This window comes from Nonomuraea solani (assembly GCF_900108335.1).
Classification (GTDB): Bacteria; Actinomycetota; Actinomycetes; order Streptosporangiales; family Streptosporangiaceae; genus Nonomuraea; species Nonomuraea solani.
In genome coordinates, this window is the sequence record NZ_FNVT01000020.1 from 1 (window position 1) to 18638 (window position 18638).

The window sequence follows — 18638 nt, forward strand, 5'->3', positions numbered from 1 at the left end:
TCAATCAGCTGAGTGCCCTCGGCACCGGCCCGGTCTCCAAGATCTACTTCGCCAAGAAGCTCCGCGGTCAGGCTGCGACGCTCGAACGCCTTCGCGTTGATCGGCAGCTTGAGGAAGCCCTCACACACGGCCCGGACCCGCTCCACCTCGCCGCAGTGTTCGGCCTCGACCCCAAGACCGCTATCCGCTACGCCGAGAACGCCCGCGTTCTCCTGGCCACCGCAGCTGAAGAGCAAGACCCCGCCAGGCGCGACGAACCCAAGGGTCGAAACGGTCCATGAGGGATGAAGAACCTTCAGTTCCATCGGATGAACCTTCAGTTCGCATGAACTCTGGGACTTCATCGGGGTCGAGGAACAGGCGGACAGCCGTCGGCGCTGAGAAGGATCTTGCTCGGGGTGCCAGCGGGCAGAAACGGAATGTCGGTGGGATAGCCGCTGGTCAGCGCCGCGCGAGTGCTGCGTAGGCGGTGGAGCGTCCGATTTTGAGAGTGCGGGCGGCTTGGGTGACCGAGGCGCCGTCGTCGACCAGGCGGCGCAGGGTGTCCAGTTCGGCGGGGCCGATGGCGCGCGGCCGGCCGGTCTTCTTCTTGCCAGGCAGCATGGCGCCGGTGGCTTCGCGGCGCTTGGCGGCGGCGATGCCCTCGGCCTGGCGCTCGGCGCGCAGTTCCAGTTCGTACTCGGCGGCGGCCGCCAGGACCGCGAACATGAAGCGGCCCTCCTTGGTGTCCAGGTCGAAGTTCTCGGTCAGGGACACGACCTTGACGCCGCGCTCGCGCAGCTCGGTCACCACGGTCAGCACGTGCGCGGCTGAGCGGCCCCATCGGTCGGACTTCCAGAACTTCAACGTGTCGCCGGGGCGCAGTGCGGCCAGGGCGGCGGCGAATTCGGGACGGTTCCCGCGCAGGCGGCTGGAGATCTTTTCCTGGAACAGGACGTCGTAGCCGTGCTCGGCGAGCGCGTCGAGCTGGAGCTGGGGGTTTTGATCGCGGGTGGAGACCCGCGCGTAGGCGACGATGCGGCCCATGAGTCCTCGTGGCGGGCGTGAGGGGGTCAGGGCGTCTGGAGGTATTCATCGAGGGGCGGCAGGTCTTCCGGCGGAGTCTGGCCGATGATGAGGGACAGTTCCGACACCCACCGGGTGAGGCCGCCTTGCCAGGAGGAGAAGTAGATCGCCCCTTCGGGGTCGTCCTGGTCGGGCAGCAGGACGTAGCCATCCTTGCCGTCGACCTGCGCTCGCAGGATCTTCGGCCGCTGGCCGTCGTAGATGAACGTTATGTGAGCCCCCTCGCCCGTCCAGAAACGTATACGTTGCTGGACACCCTAACGACCAGGTGCGATATCGTCCGGAAACCTCTGTCCGGAAAGTCCATGTGCGCGTGGCCGCTAGGAAAGATCATCTCTATGAGCCTTCCTCAGCCCGCCGACCTGACGTCCCTTGTGCTGCGCACCGATTTCAGCGACGACTCGAAATGGCTGGCGTTGCAGGCACTGCTCGATGGCCTGAGCGAGTACACAGATGCGACCTACGTCAGCGACCCCGCGTACGGTTTTGAGGACCCTGGAGGTCAGAGGGTGCTGGCAAGATGCGGGCATGACAAGCAATGAGCCGCTCATCAGCAGCCTGGCCCCGTTCGGCACGTTCGGCAGTCATATGTACGACTTCGATCTCATCACCCTCGACGGTCAACTGCTCGTCGTCGGCACCCCCGACGAGGACTGCCGTGCCTGCACCTGGGATCCGGGAGCCGACCGTTGGATGACGTACGAGCTCGACGCTCCGGATGAGGAAAGCTTCACCGAGCTCACCTCGCTCTGTGCGGCGGTGGTGGACGGGCGGATCGTGATCGGCGGTGGTGGTGACCACCAAGGCTTCGCAATGTGGGACTTGACGACTGGCAGGGTACGGCTGAGTGCACAGGATTACGGCACGGCCTCCGCGGTCAGGGCCGACTTCGGGGGGTATTCAAGGTTCGTCGTGGGAGCTTCGAGCTTCACGGGGGTGGATCTCTGGGACCCGTCCCTGACCGAGCCTGACGACGACGACGGCGACGAGGACAAGCCGGAGCAGCCCTCACCGTACGACTCCCTGGTCAGTGTCAGGTTGTGGTGCAAATCGAGGACCAGTAGTGCTGCCGCGGCGGGACTGCTGGACGGCCGCCCTGTGGTGGTCGGCGGTCACCCGAGCGGAGTCGTGGCCGTATGGGATGTCGAGGGAAGGCCTCTGGCCGAGTTCGACAGCCTCGATCGCCTTGCCGGCTCCGAGGACTCGGGTCGCTTCCCCGGGGCGACGCTCACTGATTTCGCCCTGGTGGTGGTAGATGGTCGTACCCAGGTCGTGGCGGCGGGCCAGCAGCGGCTCCTGGTGGGAGATCCGAGGTCCGGCGAGTGGGGGGAGGAGCTCACCGTGCCTGGTGGCGAGATCGTGTGCCTCGACGCCGACACCGTGCACGGGGTCCCCGTCGCTGTCACCGGGGCCGAGGACGGCACCATCTGCGTCTGGGACCTGACGGAACGTCGGGTGCTGGGCCGGCCGTTCCAGAAGTACGATTCCGAGGTGTTCGGGGTACGGCTGGCCGAGCTCCACGGTCGTCCTGTGGTCGTCAGCAGTGGAAGGTTCAGTTCCGTCGACGTCTGGGAGATTCCGTCGTAGGGAGGTGGCGCTGTCCGACCTCAGCTCCGAGTTACCCCGTTCGCCTTCCGGGCTCAGGGACGGTCTGTGGAACACCGCCTCGGTGGACTGTGCGGTAGTTCCCCCGGGCGCGCATCGAGCCCGGGGACCCGCCGGTCTACGCATGGGTGGACCCCGCATGGCTTTGCGCTCGCTTCGACCAGGGCGGTTCCACCGAGCCCTGCCTACTGGCTGTCCTCACCGCCCTCCGCCGCCAGACTCCGCACATGCTCCTCTGCCTCGGCTAGGAGCCGTCTGAAGATGTTGTTGATGTGATCGACTGCAGGTAGAGGATGTGGCAGTCGAGGTCTGGGGATGAAGCTGCCTTGGGCTTGCTGCCCGCTGGGTGGTCTCAGCCGGCGGTCGGTTGCAGGGTCCAGATGCCCTGTACGGGGGTGAGCCCGAGGTTGATCAGGCGGCGCAGGTTCAGGGCGGCTGCTCGTAGGTGGAGCCAGAGGTCGTTGCGCAGGACGCCGCGGTAGCGGAGCTTGCGGGCGCGGCCGTCCGCGCCGATCAGCCAGGCGATGGAGCGTTCGACCATGGGGCGATGTCGCCGGTAGACAGCGGTCAGATCGGGGTCGGTGATCCATTGGTGGCGTGCTTGGCGTAACAGGGCGTCGTGGGGTGCACCTGCAGGGTGCGGCCGTGCTTGCTCATCGTGCAGCGTTCCCGTAGCGGGCAGGAGCGGCTTCTTGCCGACCTGCCGGCGCGCCAGCTCCGGCAGGCAGCGTACGGCGGCCAGCACCTGACGCCCGCCCGCCGCCGCCCCCAGCGCCTTCGACTCGCCCAACAACTTCAAAAACGGCCGGACGGTGTTGTACTTGTCGGCCAGCGCGGCACGCAATGCCGCCTCCGCCGACCCGTCCCCGTCCTCTTCCGGCACCAGCTCTTCCACCTGCCCCAGCGCGGCCAGCACCTGCTCCTTGCTCACGCCGGCCTGGTAGGCGACCGCCGTCCACAACGCGGCCACGTCCAGATCGGCGCCCACCTCGGCAACCAGGTCCAGCTGCTCCACCAGGACCCGGCCCGCCCGCGACAGCAGCTTGGAGGCCTTCTCCAGCCTGGGCAACATCGCCAGCCGCTCGCCCGCCGACTTGCGCCGCGCCGGCGAGATCAACCGGGTGGCCATCAGCAGCGCGAACAAATCGAGAGCGTCGTCGATCGCCTCGGCCTCCAACGACCGGGTCACCCCCAGCATCGTGGCCGTCTTGCGCGGCTCAGCCAACCTGGCAAGCAACGGCGCCTTGGTACCCGCCCCGTACTTGGCCAGCGTCTTCATCCGCCGCACCGGCACCTTGCCCACCCGCACCCGCCCCAGCTCGAACGCCGCGATGTCGTCCACTCGCTTGAGCGCCTTGACCATCTCGGTGCCCGATTGCCGCTTGGGCGCCTGCCGCAGCCGCTCCAGCTCCGAGATCCGCGCCCCCTCGGGAACCACCAGCAGCGCCGCCAACGCCCGCGGCAACCCCGCGTCGACGCGTTCCACCTGACGCGTCACCGTCGCATACAGGCGCTCATCAGCCTGTTCCCGGACGCTGGCCACCAGCCGCTCCAGCACCGTCACCCCCGGCAGCAGCACCCGATGCCGGCGCAGCCACGCCACCGACTGATCGAACAACGCCGTCGGCCCCTCCGCATGCGTCCACGCCCGGCCATGCAAGAACGTCAAGAACCGCTTCGACAGCACCCCATGTACCTGGTGACAGCCTCGTTAACGACAGGCCAGTATCCACAGGAATACGTTCATATCAGTAGCTCTCTTCATTGGACGATGCGGAGGTGCTCGGCCTGGTCGCAGACACGGGTGATGGGTGTCGTCTACGAGAGGCCATGGCCCTGCGATCAGGTTGATCACTGGACGGACGGCGGGGGCCCGCCGTCCGGAACCTCAGTAGTAGGAGCTCATGAGCTCGGTGGCCCAGGCCGGTTGGGTGACCGGATGGCGGGGGGCGAACTCGATCAGGTACGGCTTGATATCCAGGATGGGGTGCCTGACAGCGCGTCCAGGTCGGCGACGTGCAAGTTCAGGCCGTCCACGGCGAGGAGTCGGCAGCGGGAGACACCAAGACGGTTGGGACGGTATGGCCCCCGGTGGGCGAAGATCCCTACAGGGGCCGCGCTCGGGTTCCCTCGTGGGGGGCGGGGATCGGTGCGTACCTTGGCTGGGTCGACCCGATCGAAGAGGAAGACGACCTCCAGGTGGGAGAAGCCCTCCAGGCCGAGCACCGCCGAGGCGGTGAAGGTCTCACCGTCCAGCCGGATCACGGCTCGAACGTCGTGCCAGTCGTCTTCGACCATCTCGCTGCGACCGCCCACCACCCGGCCGACTGGTCGCAGGGTCACGGTGCCGGTTGTGATGGTGATCTCCACGTTCTAGTAGCGCCCGAGGGCACCGCGGTGGTTAGCGAGGGTGTTCGAGCCGGTTGAACAGCACGGATTCGCCGTTCAGGTGAATCGGGGTTCAGCCGCCGGAGCCCCGGCCGCAACTGCCGCACCGCGGGCCGGCTGGCGAGTCGGCGCCACTCGCCGCGACCGATCAGCCTCAAATGCCACCTGGACTACGAGCGGCGCTCAGGGCCGTCACCCGGCATGTCGACCACTACGCCGCCCAAGCTCGACTTGCTCGGGCGGCGTGAAACTTGCCACAGACCTACAGAAACCCGCGACCGGAGATTCCTAGGCGTCGCGGCGCAGCGTGAACCAGAAGGTCGGCACCGAGTTGGTGCCCGGTGTGACGTCGAGTAGTTCCCAGCCGGCGAACCTGGCGCGGAGCTCATCGGCTGTGACGCCCGCCGCCCACGACGTGACCTCGGGGATTGGATTGCCGAGCGGCTCGGGGCCGTACCCGAACATCAGCAACCGTGCTCCGGGAGCGGCGCGGTGGGTGAGCCCGGCGGCGTAGGCGTCGCGGCGGTGCAGCGGGACCCCGCAGTAGCAGCTCAGGTCGAAGAACAGGTCGAAGGGGCCCGGCACGTCCAGCTCGTCGAGGCGGGTGGCGTCTCCGTGCAGCAGCCGTACCGCCACTCCCGTCGCTGCAGCCTTCTTTCTGGCCTGGTCGACGGCGCGGTCGATCAGGTCGACGGCCGCCACCTCCCAGCCGTGCCGTGCGAGGTAGGTGGCGTTGGTCCCCGTGCCGCAGCCGAGTTCGAGGGCGCGGCCGGGCGGCAGCGCGCCGTGCCCTTCTACCAGGGCGACCAGCTCGGGCGGCGTCAGGCCGGTGTCCCACGGCGGCTTGCCGGCGCGGTAGTAGCCCTCCAGCGCACGGTGGACGGACTCCTCCTCCTGGTCTCGCTGCGTTGAGGCCAGGTCCGGTTCCGGCTTCTGGGTGGCGTTGGGCTGGTCCATCGTCTCCTCCAAGAATATAGAGTTGAACTCTAGTGACATACTCTAGAGATATACTCGCAATATGGACAAAGTCAAACGGCCGGACAAGCGAGCCGAGCGCTCACGGCACACCCGTGAAAAGGTCGTCGAGGCGGCTCGCGAGCTGTTCGTCGCGCAGGGTTACGGGGCGACGAACCTGCAGGAGGTCGCGGACCGGGCGGGCGTGGCCGTCCAGACGATCTACTTCGTCTTCCGCAACAAGCGCACGCTGTTCAAGGACGTCGTCGACACGTCCATCGCCGGGGACACCGAGCCGGTCGCCACCATGGATCGTGAGTGGTTTCGCGCCGCGTGCGCCGAGCCCACCGCAGCCGGGCAATTGCGCGCGCACGTCCACGGCACCCGCGAGATCCTGGGCCGAGTCGCCCCGATCATGCCGCTGATCGCGGCTGCCGCGGCCACCGACCCTGAGATCGCCGCGCAGTGGCCGGACGGCCCCGACCCGCGTTACACCGTGCAGTACGCAGCGGCCGAAGCCCTGGCCGGCAAGCCCGACACCCGTCCCGGCCTCTCCATCGAGATGGCGGCGGACCTGCTGTTCGGCCTCCTCAGCCCGCAGCTCTACCTGATCTTCGTCCGCGACCGCGACTGGTCACCGGACACGTGGGAAGAGTGGGCCCGCACCGCCTTGACCTCCCAACTCTGCGCCGACCCCGGCTAAGCGGACGGACGTCACGATCGTCCTCCAACCCGCAATGCTGGTGGCCAACCACCTGGCCGGCCTCCTGCGGGCCGGGTCGGACAACCTGGCCGACACCCATACCGGGCCCTACGCCAACCAGATCACCCCGGCCACCCAAGCCCCGGGGCCGGTAGGCCGACCACGACAAACAAAACTCCGCCCCCGGTCCGACTACGCCCTATCCAGGGTCTTCTTTGGCTGGCGGGGCACAGTGTCGCCCTTCAGATGCCCGTACACCGTCGAGCGCGGCACCCCGAACAAGTCCGCGATCTGCTGGACGGTCTTGTCCCGCATGTCGTACAGCTGCTGGGCGAGGGCGGCCTGGTCGGCGGTGAGCTTGGGCCGGCGTCCGCCGACCCGGCCGCGGGCGCGGGCGGAGGCCAGGCCGTCCATCGTGTTGGCCACGATCAGCTCGCGCTGCAGCTCGGCCAGGACCGACAACATACCGAACATCGCGCGGCTCTCCATCGTGTCGGTGTCGATGACCTGCTCGATCACATGCAGTCCCACCCCGCGTTCGCGCAGGTCCGCCCCGAGGGTGACCAAGTGCAGGACCGAGCGCGACAGCCGGTCCAGCCGGGTGACCTTCAGCGTGTCGCCCTCGCGCAGCAGCTTGAGAACCAGCGCGAGGCTGGGCCGAGAAGCCTTGGCGCCACTGGCCTTGTCCAGATGGATGGCATCGCGGTCGAGGCCCGCGCGCAGCAGCGCGTCGATCTGGTGGTCGGGGTTCTGGCCGGCGGTACTGATCCGCGCGTAGCCGAAGAGCACTGGCGAAATCTACTCCACGGACCGTTCACCGACATTGATTTTCGACACGAGTTATCGACGGTGCCCACCTGCGGCTCCGTGATTGACAGACGACCGTTACTCGACACTGAGATGACCAACCTTGCGACCACACAGAGTAGCGATGGTTACTCAGCGCTACTTTGCGGCTGGTGACGCGGACCCGAGTGGGGCCCAGTAGCGGACCGGGATAGCTGCGAGAAGGGCACTCACACCCTGCCGCTGAGCGGCAGACGCCGTCTCACGTGGGGCGGGGCGGCGCCGCCGAGGGTGGGGAAACGCGCTCGACGCCCGATCAGCGCCCCTTGGGGAAGGCGGCGCGCAGTGCGGAGCCGCGGGTGATGAACGCGACCCGGATGATGGGCAGCATACCGACGACCTGGCGCGACGCTCAGGAGTCGCGGCGGGCATTCCTTCGCGGCGCGATGAAGACGGCCCAGGCGGCCACACCCAGGCCCGGACCGAAGGACGAACCTAGCCCGACACCGTAAGTGAAGTTGTCGAAAAAACCCCCGACGACGACGCCGACGAGGAGGCCGAAGGCAGCGCCAAATGCGATCCAGATCCCGAGATTTGCCCAGATCCCGAGACCTTCGGCGGGCGGGGGCGTGTTGTTGTTCGTCATTGCATCTCTCCCAAGGACGGGGGCGGACAGGGCTGACAATCTGGCGGCCCATCACGGCGGATGTTGGTGTTCGCGTTGTCCGGTGTCCGGAGCGGCCGAGTGCCCACCGCGTCTATGCCGTGGCACGGCGGATGAGCCTGTACCCGCCGACCGCGAACGCGGCGGCCACCAGGACCGGCCAGCCGGCGAGCAGCGCCGTGGGGGACTGGTCGAGCAACCAGCGGCCGATCGCGTGCCATTGCCGGGTCCACGTGATCAGCGCGGCGGCCAGCCCGAGCGCTGTGAACGCCAAGGTGAGGCTGGCGAGGACGCCGGTGGTACCCCAGCGCAGGTGCAACGTGCCGAGCAGGATCCCGAGGTGGGTCACGACCAGCATGGGTACCGCGTACCCGAGCAGGAGCAGCACCGGGTTGGCGTCATCCATGAACGGCAGGCCGAAGAAGCGCATCCCCATCCCCCAGTAGCCGGTGGCCTGTTCCACGGCGCGCAGCAGGCAGAGCACCAGCGCGTAGGCCAGCGACTGGACGACTGCGAGCAGCGACCAGGCCAGGTAGAACTCCCGGCGGGTCACGCTCATGCCCAGCGCGTACGGGAAGATCTGGGTGACCGAGACGGTGGCCATCCCGATCGCGACGCCCCACAGGCTGACCAGGCCGCCGGTGTTCGTCACGCCGTCGCCCGGGTCGTAGTTCGCCATGAAGGTCAACAGGTTGATGCCGAACGCGACGGCCATCATGCTCCACGTCCAGCCCAGGATCTGCGGCCAGGCCGGCATCTGGAGACGGGCCACCTGACGGATGCGGTTCATCGGGCGGCCTCCCGGTCCGCCGGCGCCGTTGTCGTCGGCGGTACGGTCAGGCGGACCACGAGTTGCTGCAACGACAGCGGCTCCAGCTCGACGTTCAGCTCCTGCGCGAGCGCCTTCGCGTGCGGTCCGAGCCCACCGAGGATGGTCGACCGGACCAGGCCGCTCAACCGCTCGCGGTGCAACTCGGTGCGTCCGGCGGCGAACCCGTCCACGGCCTCCGCCCGTCCGGTGGCCGCCACCGCCCGCCCGCGCAGGTCGTCGGCGTCCTCATCGAGCAGCAGCCGGCCACGGTCGATGAGCAGCACCCGCTCGACCAGATCGCTCACCTCATCAATGAGGTGGGTGGACAGCACCACGGTGCGGGGATGCCCGGCGTAGTCGGCGAGCAGGCGGTCGTAGAAAAGCTGCCGGGCGGCCGGGTCGAGCCCGAGGTACGGCTCGTCGAAGAACGTCAGGGGCGCCCGCGCGGCCAGCCCGACGGTCACGCCGAGGGCCGACAGCATGCCCCGCGAGAGCCTGCGGACCAGCCGCCCGGCCGGTAGCTGGAAGTCCGCGGCGAGGCCGTGCGCGAACGTGTCGTCCCAGTTCGCAAACAGCCGGCGTGCGGTGCGAAAGACATGGCGCACGGTGTAGACGTTGGGGTAGAGCTGGCTCTCCCGGACGAAACAGACCTTCGACAGGACGGCCGGGTTCTCCACCGGCGGCGCGTCGAAGACCGACACGTTCCCCGACGACGCGAACGCCTGCCCGGTGAGGATCTGCATCAGGGTGGTCTTGCCCGCCCCGTTGCGCCCGAGCAGGCCGTAGATCGTGTGCTCGGCCAGCGCGAAGCTCACGTCGTCGAGCGCCGTGACGTCACCAAAGCGCTTGGTCACCCCGTGTGCGGTTACCACCGCCGTCATCCCAGGTCCCTCCCGACAACCGCACCGAATGAATCGATCATCTTCATCAGCTCGTCGTGGCCGATACCGAGCTTGCGGGCCTCGGCGAGCAGGGGTTCCACGTACTGTTCGGCGAACCGTTCCCGTCGCCGCTCGCGCAGCCTGGCCCGGGCGCCACCGGCGACGAACATGCCGATGCCGCGTCGCTTGTAGAGCGTTCCCTCCGACACGAGCTGGTTGACGCCCTTGGCCGCGGTGGCCGGGTTGATCCGGTGAAAGGCGGCAAGCTCGTTGGTGGACGGGACCTGGGCCTCCTCCACCAGCGACCCGTCGATGATCGAGTTCTCGATCAGCTCGGCGATCTGAAGGAAGATCGGTCGGTCGTGGTCCATCGTTGGCTTAGCCGCCCAACTGGTTAGCTACATGTGTAAGTAACCATGCAACCTTGCGACGCGGCTGTCAAGCCGCCCGGGCGTCCCGCGACCTCAGCCGGCGGCGGCGCCGGGACCCGTTTCCCGCTCAGGAAAAGGCTGCTCATGACCGCCAGAATGGAGGGCTGACGCAGCGTCAAGGTCAAGCCCACAGGGCAGATTCGATTCGTCTGCGTACGCCGATCGTCCGGGCCCGGCGCCGTCCTGCCAGGGGCGCGCACCGCCCTACCACGATCATGAAGCTAGTCCGGGTTGCCCGCCTCCGGAGCTTGCGCAGCGCCGCCGAGCGAAAGGCGCTTGGCCACATCGTCGGCGCTGCGCACCGAGCAGACGGCGGACCGCGTGACGTGCTCGCGGGTCGTTCAGCCGATGGAGCTGCACGATCCTCCCTGAGTGGCTGTCTCGAGTCCTCAGTCACCAGCCCGATGGATCATGAAAGTCGGACCACTCCGCCGGAACGAACAGGCATTCGCGTGGGAGGCGCTCAACTCTGCAGGCTTCCTTCATCCCACCAATACGAGAAGATCAACGGCTGTCATCTTCCCGACCGCGAGGGATGCATCTTGAACCGTCACCGCAATCTCTACCTGCTGCCGCTCTTAGCCGGGTGGGTCATCCTGCTGCTGGGTGACTGCGCGGCCATGGCAGGCCAGGCCGGGCCGCAGAACGGAACCATGTTCGTCGTCCTGCTGTCGACGCTCGTCCTGGCATGCATGATCACCGCAGCGGTGATGGTGATCGTGGAGCGGTGGCCGCGCTAGTGCCGGTGCGGACTCCCACGTGATGGTTGAGTTAGAGGACGGAATCATTCTTCAAGAAGGCCCTCGCTCAGGGGCGCCGTCACGGTCGACGGGGTCTCCGAGATCATTGAGCAGGCCCTGCAGCCGGCGGGCGGTGGCGCTGTGGCGAGCTCAAGCTCGGTCTTGAAGAAGTTGGTCTTCAGCCAGTGAACCGCTTCCTCGGGCAGGACGCCGGACTTCACGTCGAGCGCGGCCGGTCCGGCGATGACCGCGCCGGGGACCAGGACGGACTTGTGGTCGCGCAGGACTTCCTGGTCGCTGATCTGGGTGTAGACGAGTGCCTCGGAGACCGAGGAGTGGCCGAGCACCTTCATGATGGTGTGCAGCTTGGCGCCGCGCTCGGCGGGCTGGGTGCCGACGGTGTGCCGGAAGCGGCGGGCGGAGATGGTGCCCCGGACGCCGGGGCCGTTCTTCTTGCGGCCCGGGTCGACCAGCCCGACCTGGATGCAGGCTTGCTGGATCGGGGTGTTGAACAGGTAGTACAGCGACAGCAGCTTGCCGTGGTTCATGAACAGGTAGTGGACCTGCTCACCGGTGCGGGGGTCGGTGAAGGGGCGCTCCGGGCCGTTCTGGCGTAGCTCGATGAGCGTCTGGAGCGCGTCGGCGGCGTCCTGGTGAAGCGGGACCATCCGTTCCTTGTAGGTCTTGCGGCCGGGCAGCCGCAGCCGCGGGGTTCCGTCCGGGTAGTGGTCCAGGCAGTCGACCGGCAGGTGCCGGATCTCGTCGCGACGGGCTCCGGACCAGCGGGCGATCAGCAGTGCCGCATGCTGGAACGGGCAGGTGATCTGGTTGATGACGGGCATAACCAGATCGAGTTCGTGGTCGGGGATGAAGCGCGGGATTCCGCTGTTGCGTCCTGGGCGCATCGCGCGGGGGATGGGTGCGAAGCCGGGGACGTCGTCATACTCCCACGCTGAGGCGTCCCGGAACATGAGCGACAGCGCGGAGATGCGCTGGTTGCGAGTGACCGGGCCCAGCGGCTTGCCGGTCTTCTCGGCGGGGGTCTGCGCCAGCGACTCCGCCCAGGCCAGGCAGTGGTCGCGAGTGACGTCGGCATAGGAGACGATGCCGGGATGGTGTTCGGTGATCCACTCGCCGAACTTGCGCAGGGCGATTTCCAGCTTCTCCACCGTCAGTGGCGCGTCGGTGAGCCGCCGGGCTGCCAGCCACTTGTCCGCCACTGCCTGCATCCGTGGTGGCAGCACCAGTGGCGGCTTCCAGGACGGCATCAGCTTGCGGGGCTGGGTGGCGATCTGTCCGCGGTGGAACAGCACCACCTGTAACTGGTGCAGATGGGTGATCCACTGCTTGGCGGCGTTGGTGTCGGCGAAGATTTTCTCGCAACCCGCCACGTTCAGCGCGTCAGTCTGTCCATCCAGGTTCTGTGACGTGCTGGAGATTCGGGCGCAGCCGATGCGCTGACCGGCGAGGGGGCGCACAGGCAGGCTCACAAGCTCGATCGTGTATCGAAACCCGGCTGCGTGACGGGATGTTTCGCAACATTGATTCCGGACTGAGTTCTGCCACTAGTCGATCTTGTCCGTTACTGAGGACTTCCGGACACGAAGATCACCATCGCCAGGCGTCACCAACCAGCCGATCCACCCCCGAAACCATGATCACAAGTGAGCTGCGCCGGAACGGAAACGTACGCTGACGACCCCACGCAGGCCCCGTCCGGCACCTGCCCCGGCCTGCGGGAAGGCGCTTGCCGTACGAAACGGTTCCACTGCAGGTCCACCCCCGAGACCGCGCGAACATGGAGCTGGGTGAGGGTCAGTCGGTGGTTGACCGCCACGGTGCGTGGGGCTCGGTACGGCGGGCGTCGGCGCGGACGCTCAGGGCGTAGATGGGACGGTCGTTGCGGGCTCGGTGCCGAGGTAGAGGTGGCCGGTCAGATGGCACCAGGCCGGAGAGCTGATCTTGTCCCCCCTGCCCCGTGTCCGGGGGCAGGTCACGTACCCCTGAACAGCCGGTCCAGATGCACGTCGATCGCGGCGAGCGCGTCCTGGGGCTCAATCACGTCGAGTTCGATCAGTGAGGTGAAGCCGGTGAGGGCGAGGAGCAGGTTGGTCTCGGTCGCCGGGTCGCGACCGGAGTCGATGTGCCCGTCGGCGATCGCCTGGCGGACCAACTGCTCGACGAGGGCCCGCCCTTGGACGAGGCCGCGGCGCGCCTGCTCGTGCACGGCCTCGTCGTGCAGCGCCTCCAGGACGTAGGCGGCGCTCATCCGGCTGGTCGCGCGGGCGTCGGCATGCAGGGGGAGCATTTCCGCGATCGTCAGTCGCAGCACGTCACGGGGGTGCGGACGGTCACCGAGCTTTTCGAGCCCCTGGTGTACGCGTACCGAGGTCTGCTCGGACGCGAAGTCCATGGCGAAGGAGATCATGGCGGTCCGGGAGGCGAAGTAGTGCTGCAGTTGCCCGAGTGACATGCCCGCCTCCTGCGCCACCACGCGCATCGTCAGCTGTGTGACGCCGCGCTGCTCCACCACCCGCCACAGTGCGCGGGCGATCGCTTCGCGGCGTCCGCGGTGATCCACCTGTTTCGGCATCGCCGGCCCCTTCCTCGTACCCCGAGACTGTTCCAATACGATTGACATAATACACCTGACCCATAATCCTGGGTTCCACTCGAGGGAAGGAATCGTCATGTCCGAGCAGCCAAAGGTACGGACCACGGAAGGCGTGGTGCAGGGGCGCCGGCGGCAGGGGCACGCGGTGTTCCGCGGCATCCCCTACGCCCAGCCCCCGGTCGGAGCGCTCCGCTTCGCCGCGCCCGCGCCGCCGCACCGCTGGGAGGGGACGAGGCAGGCGGTCGAGTTCGGCCCCGTGGTGCCGCTGTCCCTGCCGATCGACGTGCCCCCACAGGGCACCGACTGGCTGACGCTCAACGTCGGCACTCCCGATCCCGGCGCGGCGGGACTGCCGGTGCTGGTGTGGATCCCCGTGGGCGGCTACCTCGCGGCGGCGTCGAGCGACCCGATGTTCGACCCGGCAGCGCTGGCCGAGGCGGGACTCGTCGTGGTGACCATCAACTGCCGCGTGGGCGCGGAGGGTTTCGCGTTCCTCGACGACGCGCCGCCCAACCGCGGATTCCTCGACCAGATCGCGGCGCTGGAGTGGGTGCAGCGCAACATCGCCGCCTTCGGAGGCGACCCCGGCCGGGTCACCGTAGCCGGGGTGTCCGCCGGGGCGGGGTCGGTCGCCGCCCTGCTGACGATGAAGCCGGCGCGCGGACTGTTCCGGCGGGCCATCGCCCACTCGGTGCCGGGGCTGCACAGCACCCCCGCGCTGGCACGGCAGGTCACCGCCGCGTTCGCGGACCGGCTCGGCGCGGCGGCCCCCACCGCCGAGGCCCTGCGCGACATCGACCCATGGCACCTGGCCGCCGAGCTCACCTCCTTCAACGCCGGCCTCCACGCGCACCGGGAGAGCTGGGGACGCCTCACGGAGACCGGCACCGCGCTGTGCCCCGTCGTCGACGGCGAGGTCCTCCCGGAAACGCCCTGGCCCGCGCTGACCGGCGCGCGCGCGAGCGGGACCGAACTGCTGGTCGGCCACACCCGGGACGAATTCCGGTACTTCAGCGTCATGAGCGGACGGTACGGCACCTTCACCGAGGAGGACGCCCACGCAGCCCTGGAACTGCACGCCCCGCAGCCTGACGGCGCGCGGGCCTACCGTGCCGCGTTCCCGCAGGCAGGCCCGGAGGAGCTGGTGGAGACGGTGTACTCCGACGCCCTCTTCCGCATGCCGTCACAGAAGCTGGCCGAGGCGAACGCCGCAGCCGGCGGCACCTCGTACCTGTTCGAACTGTGCTGGGTCGCCCCGGCCCTCGGCGGCATCCTGGGCGCCTGCCACAGCCTCGACGTGCCCCTGGCGTTCGGCACGCTGGACAGCCCCGTCGGCACCCAGCTCATCGGCGAGGAGCCCTCTCCCGAGGCAGTCGCGCTCTCCCGCGAACTCCAGGAGGCATGGGTCCGCTTCGTCACCACCGGCGACGCGGGCTGGTCCGCCCACCGGCCCGGCGGGCACCTCACCCGCGTCCTGGACACCGAGTCGAAGACTCTGCCCTACCCCGAACAGGCATCCCGCCAGATCTGGGAAGGCCACTCGCCCGCCCCCTTCGATCTGTCGTAATCGCCCTGGACCAGCAGCGCCGGCTCACCATGGTCAACGACATGGGCCGCACGCTGCTGGACCTGCCCGAGCACTGCGTCGGCATGACCCTGCCCGCGCTCGGCATCCGCGACCGCCTGTACGACGTGCTGACCGGCGCCGGCGAGGCCCGCGAGTTCGCCAACCAGCTCCACGTCATCTCCGGTCTGATCCAGGTCAAGGAGCACGACGAGGTCGTCCGCTACATCCGGGCCATCCGCAAGCACCGCGAATCCCTCGACCTGAACCTGAGCAGCCGCATCGGCGACACCTCGGTGGCGGCGCTGCTGATGGCCAAATCCTCGCTCGCCACCGAACGCCGCGTCGAACTGCATCACGTCGGCGACATCGCCCGCTCCGTGCTGCTCCGGCCCGGGGGCGGCCGGCAGGTACTGCGTGCTTTGAAAGGTTCAGGCGGACAGGCGGCGGGCGATGGCCGGGATCACGATCGCGGCGGCGACCACGTGCGTCAGCATCAGCAGCACCCTCGTGGCCGGGGCCGCGTCCACGAGCAGATCCGGCACCAGCGACAACACGGTGAGCGCCACGGTGGTTCGGGCGAATACCGTGCGCGGGCGGCGAACCGAGCGGGCCAGCACCAGTGCCAGCACCAACCCCACCGCGGAGAAGATGACGGTCAGTACGGCGAACCCGGGCACCGGAATCGGCGCGCCGCCGACAACCAGGCTGATCCCGGCGAGCTCGCCCACCGCGGCGACGGTCGCGGTCGCCGCGCCGGCGACCACCGCGGCGATCAAGCCACCGATGACCAGCGGCTGCGCGGAAGATGGGGTAGCGGTGGCGGTCACGTCTTCGTGGATGTTCTGCGCCATTTTGATGCCTTTCGGAGGAGAACTATTCGGACGGTCAGGCCCGGGTCGCTTTGGAGCTGTGGCACTCGGATGCGCGGCCTTCCCGGGCCGGGGGCGGCGTACCCGTATCGCGTCCCATCACGGCGGTGAAATGGGTGCGGTCGGTGGTGTTCCCGGCCCGTGAGGTGAAGGGAGCGGACGCCTCAGGACATCGCAGGGGAGGGCCGTCGTGGTTCCTAGGCTTCTGCGACGGGGTGATAGCGCACATCGATCTCGGCGAAGGGTTGTGAGCCGTGGGCATGTCGCAGCCGGATCGGCCGGCCGCCGGGGTTGTCGAAGAGCCGGATGCCGTCACCGAGCAGGATGGGGGCGATGTGCAGGTCGATTTCATCGATCAGGCCGCGTTCGAGTAGTTGGCGGCCGATCGTCGGGGAGAGGACTTCGAGGTTCTTGCCCCCGGCGGCCTCCAGGCCGATGCGTACGGCCTCGGCCACGTCGCAGTTCAGGAACGTGACGCCGTCGGCGGGCGTGGCGTCTTCGGGGTGGTGGGTGAGCACGAAGATCGGGCCGTTCCAGTCCTCGCTGTAGGGCCGGGCGCCCGGGTCGCGGTCCCAGCCGTTCCGCCCGCCCAGGACCGCGCCGGTGGTCTTGATGTACTCCTGTTCCACGCCGTCGCGGCCGGTGACCCCGGCCAGCCAGTCCATGGCGTGGTTCGGGCCCGCCACGAACCCGTCCAGCGACATGCTGAAGTGAAGGAGCACTTTGCCGCCTGCGGTCTGCGGCTCGGGGTGGTTCATGGTGTCGCCTCCTGCGATCTGCTTGCGTTCTGTGACTTTGTCGAAGAGAGATGGATCCCGCCTGCCGCTCGGCCAGAGTCGCGCATCGATGACGTCGCCCAAGCGTCCGCCCGTGAGGCGAGGCGCGCTGCTCCGCAGAGAGCAATTTTCCGCTGACCGGCCCGACCATCCTGGAGAACGTCGTGCCGCCGCCCCAGATCCCGACCGGCGACCCGCGTGTACCGGTTGTGTCGCATACCGATCCCCGGTGGCGCTCGCTTCAGTGGGCGAGGCGCCGGAGTTGGCCTTCGTGGATGTCGCTCACCCACTCCCAGCCGGGCTTGGCCGATGGTCCGACCCGTGGGTCGGCGGGGACCTGGCCGTTGCGTAACGCGGTTACGTACGCCCGATCCAGCTCGATCCGGGCCCGCATCTGATCGGATCCGCCGACGGAGCCGTGGCCCGGGACGACGACGTCGACGTCACCCGCCATGCCCTCCAGCAGTTGCAGCGCGGTGAGGTACTCCTCGATCGCGGTGGCGAGGTCTCCGTCGTCGAGCATCGGTACCAGGACGTCAGAGAGCATGTCGCCGGCGACGAGAACCCCGCGCTCCTCGATGAACAGCGCCGCGTGGCCCGGGGCGTGCGCCTGATGCTCGATGATCCGGACATCAGGGCCGTCCCAAGGGATCCGCGCGGTTCCGGCGGGCAGGCCGGTGATGAGGCCGAGCAGGTCCAGCGGTACCTGCCCGGCGATTTCCGTCTCGAGCAGGTCGGCGGCGATGCGGGCCTTCGCATCTGGGTCCGCCAGCACACCTCGCATATAGGCCGCGCAACGGTCGGTACCGTAGCGGGGCGCCTCGCCGAGCCGGGCATGCCAGAGCACGTGATCCCAATCAGGATGCGTCGAGAAGCCTGCCACAACGGGCTGGCCCAACTCACGAAGGCCGTCCGCGATGGCGGCCATTTCGTCGCCCGTTATCCCGGCGTCGATGAGCAACACACCGGCCCGGCCCTGAACCACAACGGTATTGGTCTGCACGAACTCGCTCTCGTGGACCAGCACACCCTCCGCGACCCGCCTCAGCACAAGCTCGCCTCCTTTGCATCCTGGATTGGCGTAACGATGCATCGTGACGCCCTCGTAAGCGATATAGCCGTCGGCCGGCACCGACGCGCAACCCATGATTGCCTTGCCCATGATGATTTCTTTCGGCGCTGTGCAGTCCCGCAGGGTCAAGCGGTCACTCAGGCATCCCTCGCCACCTGTCGCCGTCGAGCTCTAGGCCGGATGCCGCCAGGGGATCACCGGCGCGCGATGGTCGCCGGCGAGGCCGTGCAGGGAGCACGGTTGCCGCGGCTCGCGGGGGCACAGCACGAACGCCTCGCTGATCGTCGCGCGATACAGGCGCCACTCGGCCGGTGCGGTGACGTCCTCGATCGACAGGGTGGCCCCACCCCGGCCGGGGTCTCCGGGGTAGATCTCGATACCGCGGTCCAGGTCGCGGCCGGTCAGCTCGGCGGCGCTGCCGGACAGGTACACCGCCCGGCCGTGGTAGGCCGGCACCGTCGAGTCGAAGATCACCATGCTCAGCCGGGGACGCGCGGCGAGGTTACGGGAATGCTGCGTGTCGGGGCTGGACACCCAGAAGATCTCGGCGTAGTCGGCGGTCGCGAAGTAGACCGGCGACGTCCACGGGATGCCCTCGGCGTCGGCGGTGCCGAGAATCACGTACAGGTTGGCGTCCATCAGGCCACGGGCGTGGGCGTCCAGATCGATGTCGGTCATGACGCCGCCCCCCGCTGGACCCGGTGGATGTCCA

The 18638-nt window shown here is 68.3% G+C and carries 22 protein-coding genes; 5 read left to right on the forward strand and 17 right to left on the reverse strand.

What is annotated here, in order from left to right; translation table 11 throughout:
• Together C4V41_RS62385 and C4V41_RS46185 are read right to left on the reverse strand one after the other, a co-directional pair.
• A partial coding sequence (locus C4V41_RS62385) for a hypothetical protein (RefSeq protein ID WP_160150631.1) occupies nucleotides 1-305 on the reverse strand: 305 nt, incomplete at its 3' end.
• Between the two features lie 136 nt (nucleotides 306-441).
• On the reverse strand, nucleotides 442-1026 hold the full coding sequence (locus C4V41_RS46185; RefSeq protein WP_103962410.1) for a recombinase family protein: 585 nt from the start codon (nucleotides 1024-1026) through the stop codon (nucleotides 442-444).
• Nucleotides 1027-1034: 8 nt separating this feature from the next.
• On the opposite strand from C4V41_RS46185, the gene C4V41_RS46190 reads away from it, so the two are divergent.
• On the forward strand, nucleotides 1035-1607 hold the full coding sequence (locus tag C4V41_RS46190; RefSeq protein ID WP_103962411.1) for a DUF6924 domain-containing protein: 573 nt from the start codon (nucleotides 1035-1037) through the stop codon (nucleotides 1605-1607).
• Entirely contained in the window at nucleotides 1594-2652 is a 1059-nt protein-coding gene (locus C4V41_RS46195) for a WD40 repeat domain-containing protein (RefSeq protein WP_103962412.1), read from the forward strand. Before C4V41_RS46190 ends, C4V41_RS46195 begins: the two co-directional genes overlap by 14 nt.
• A 370-nt stretch (nucleotides 2653-3022) precedes the next feature.
• On the opposite strand, the gene C4V41_RS66285 is transcribed toward C4V41_RS46195, so the two are convergent.
• The 3 genes from C4V41_RS66285 to C4V41_RS46215 form a co-directional block, all read right to left on the reverse strand.
• A complete protein-coding gene (locus C4V41_RS66285) occupies nucleotides 3023-4339 on the reverse strand; it encodes a DUF4158 domain-containing protein (RefSeq protein ID WP_407670159.1) in 1317 nt (438 codons plus the stop codon).
• 290 nt (nucleotides 4340-4629) lie between these two features.
• Nucleotides 4630-5013, reverse strand: a complete 384-nt coding sequence (locus C4V41_RS46210) for an SAM-dependent methyltransferase (RefSeq protein WP_200824701.1) — start codon at nucleotides 5011-5013, stop codon at nucleotides 4630-4632.
• 333 nt (nucleotides 5014-5346) lie between these two features.
• Nucleotides 5347-6015 carry a class I SAM-dependent methyltransferase gene (locus C4V41_RS46215; protein ID WP_103962413.1) on the reverse strand — a complete coding sequence of 223 codons (669 nt, stop codon included), beginning with the start codon at nucleotides 6013-6015 and terminating at the stop codon, nucleotides 5347-5349.
• Between the two features lie 61 nt (nucleotides 6016-6076).
• Here C4V41_RS46215 and C4V41_RS46220 point away from each other — a divergent pair, with 61 nt between their 5' ends.
• A complete protein-coding gene (locus C4V41_RS46220) occupies nucleotides 6077-6715 on the forward strand; it encodes a TetR/AcrR family transcriptional regulator (protein ID WP_103962414.1) in 639 nt (212 codons plus the stop codon).
• A gap of 192 nt (nucleotides 6716-6907) precedes the next feature.
• Here C4V41_RS46220 and C4V41_RS46225 read toward each other — a convergent pair whose 3' ends face one another.
• The 5 genes from C4V41_RS46225 to C4V41_RS46240 all read right to left on the reverse strand — a co-directional run bounded on the left by C4V41_RS46225 (nucleotide 6908) and on the right by C4V41_RS46240 (nucleotide 10228).
• Nucleotides 6908-7504, reverse strand: a complete 597-nt coding sequence (locus tag C4V41_RS46225; protein WP_103962415.1) for a recombinase family protein — start codon at nucleotides 7502-7504, stop codon at nucleotides 6908-6910.
• A 409-nt stretch (nucleotides 7505-7913) separates the two neighbouring features.
• A complete protein-coding gene (locus tag C4V41_RS61185) occupies nucleotides 7914-8147 on the reverse strand; it encodes a hypothetical protein (RefSeq protein ID WP_146104044.1) in 234 nt (77 codons plus the stop codon).
• A 112-nt stretch (nucleotides 8148-8259) separates the two neighbouring features.
• Nucleotides 8260-8955: an ABC transporter permease gene (locus C4V41_RS46230; protein ID WP_103962416.1), complete on the reverse strand. Its 696-nt coding sequence runs from the start codon at nucleotides 8953-8955 to the stop codon at nucleotides 8260-8262.
• Nucleotides 8952-9857 (reverse strand): ABC transporter ATP-binding protein, encoded by a 906-nt coding sequence (locus C4V41_RS46235; protein WP_103962417.1) that lies wholly within the window; start codon nucleotides 9855-9857, stop codon nucleotides 8952-8954. Before C4V41_RS46235 ends, C4V41_RS46230 begins: the two co-directional genes overlap by 4 nt.
• Nucleotides 9854-10228, reverse strand: coding sequence for a GntR family transcriptional regulator (locus tag C4V41_RS46240; RefSeq protein ID WP_103962418.1), 375 nt, complete (start codon nucleotides 10226-10228; stop codon nucleotides 9854-9856). Before C4V41_RS46240 ends, C4V41_RS46235 begins: the two co-directional genes overlap by 4 nt.
• Nucleotides 10229-10830: 602 nt before the next feature.
• On the opposite strand from C4V41_RS46240, the gene C4V41_RS46245 reads away from it, so the two are divergent.
• Complete coding sequence (locus C4V41_RS46245; protein ID WP_103962419.1) at nucleotides 10831-11028, forward strand: hypothetical protein; 198 nt, start codon at nucleotides 10831-10833, stop codon at nucleotides 11026-11028.
• 44 nt (nucleotides 11029-11072) lie between these two features.
• On the opposite strand, the gene C4V41_RS46250 is transcribed toward C4V41_RS46245, so the two are convergent.
• Both C4V41_RS46250 and C4V41_RS46255 read right to left on the reverse strand, forming a co-directional pair.
• Nucleotides 11073-12518: a tyrosine-type recombinase/integrase gene (locus tag C4V41_RS46250; RefSeq protein ID WP_200824702.1), complete on the reverse strand. Its 1446-nt coding sequence runs from the start codon at nucleotides 12516-12518 to the stop codon at nucleotides 11073-11075.
• Nucleotides 12519-13021: 503 nt separating this feature from the next.
• On the reverse strand, nucleotides 13022-13621 hold the full coding sequence (locus C4V41_RS46255) for a TetR/AcrR family transcriptional regulator (protein ID WP_103962420.1): 600 nt from the start codon (nucleotides 13619-13621) through the stop codon (nucleotides 13022-13024).
• Nucleotides 13622-13718: 97 nt separating this feature from the next.
• Between C4V41_RS46255 and C4V41_RS46260 the strand changes: the two genes are divergently transcribed.
• The gene (locus C4V41_RS46260; RefSeq protein ID WP_103962421.1) at nucleotides 13719-15209 is read left to right on the forward strand and encodes a carboxylesterase/lipase family protein; all 1491 of its coding nucleotides are present in this window, start codon (nucleotides 13719-13721) and stop codon (nucleotides 15207-15209) included.
• Here the strand turns inward: C4V41_RS46260 and C4V41_RS64780 are convergent.
• The 5 genes from C4V41_RS64780 to C4V41_RS46285 all read right to left on the reverse strand — a co-directional run bounded on the left by C4V41_RS64780 (nucleotide 15143) and on the right by C4V41_RS46285 (nucleotide 18604).
• A complete protein-coding gene (locus C4V41_RS64780) occupies nucleotides 15143-15565 on the reverse strand; it encodes a hypothetical protein (protein ID WP_235030801.1) in 423 nt (140 codons plus the stop codon). The genes C4V41_RS46260 and C4V41_RS64780 overlap by 67 nt on opposite strands.
• A gap of 72 nt (nucleotides 15566-15637) precedes the next feature.
• Nucleotides 15638-16036 carry a DUF6069 family protein gene (locus C4V41_RS64785; protein ID WP_235030802.1) on the reverse strand — a complete coding sequence of 133 codons (399 nt, stop codon included), beginning with the start codon at nucleotides 16034-16036 and terminating at the stop codon, nucleotides 15638-15640.
• 239 nt (nucleotides 16037-16275) lie between these two features.
• Entirely contained in the window at nucleotides 16276-16836 is a 561-nt protein-coding gene (locus tag C4V41_RS46275) for a dihydrofolate reductase family protein (RefSeq protein WP_103962423.1), read from the reverse strand.
• 259 nt (nucleotides 16837-17095) lie between these two features.
• Nucleotides 17096-18055 carry an MBL fold metallo-hydrolase gene (locus C4V41_RS46280; RefSeq protein ID WP_235030803.1) on the reverse strand — a complete coding sequence of 320 codons (960 nt, stop codon included), beginning with the start codon at nucleotides 18053-18055 and terminating at the stop codon, nucleotides 17096-17098.
• Nucleotides 18056-18097: 42 nt separating this feature from the next.
• Nucleotides 18098-18604, reverse strand: a complete 507-nt coding sequence (locus C4V41_RS46285; protein WP_103962425.1) for a pyridoxamine 5'-phosphate oxidase family protein — start codon at nucleotides 18602-18604, stop codon at nucleotides 18098-18100.
• Nucleotides 18605-18638 lie beyond the last annotated feature (34 nt).